The sequence below is a fragment of the Bartonella sp. CB10SXKL genome (genome assembly GCF_042195515.1).
Taxonomy (GTDB): domain Bacteria; phylum Pseudomonadota; class Alphaproteobacteria; order Rhizobiales; family Rhizobiaceae; genus Bartonella.
This window is the reverse complement of the sequence record NZ_JBHION010000140.1, coordinates 1-533: the sequence shown is the minus strand read 5'-3', so window position 1 is coordinate 533 and position 533 is coordinate 1. Positions and strand designations below refer to the sequence as shown.

General features: G+C 43.2%; 1 protein-coding gene. It reads left to right on the top strand.

The genetic code is table 11. The features are described from left to right. Positions 1-339 (top strand): hypothetical protein (locus ACFIK3_RS09890; RefSeq protein WP_375676652.1); only part of this gene is annotated, 339 nt, incomplete at its 5' end. Positions 340-533 lie beyond the last annotated feature (194 nt).

Here is a 533-nt window from a genome sequence, read left to right as displayed (position 1 = left end):
AGCAGCAGAATGTTTGATAAAAAACAGCTTTCTCTTGTTTGGCAAGACTATAAAAAAATATTCTATCTTTCTACGGTCATGGCGACTGCTCCAATAGTTATAACTGTTGTCGTTAAAATATGGAGAGGGCAGGACTTTGTTTCTCTTGTCGTATTCGAGCCACTGGCATGGATGCTTGCCTGTGTTTTTTTATTCTTACCGATTGTTTTTATTATGCGTTTTATCGTGACCCGTCAGTTGAACAAAATGATACGGCAATTAGAAGAAGAGGTTGAGCAGAAAGGAGCACCCGTCATATTATACGATGTGAGCGAGGGGAAAATGAGCGAGGGAAAGTGAGCGAGGGAAAAATGAGCGAGGGGAAAGTGAGCGAGGGAAAGTGAGCGAGGGAAAGTGAGCGAGGGAAAGTGAGCGAGGGAAAGTGAGCGAGGGAAAGTGAGCGAGAGAAAAATGAGTGAAGAGAGGCTTTTGTTGAGCCTTGCTTTTGACTTGTTCATTAAGGTGCATGGGTGTACTTCTCGTTTTATGCTTTT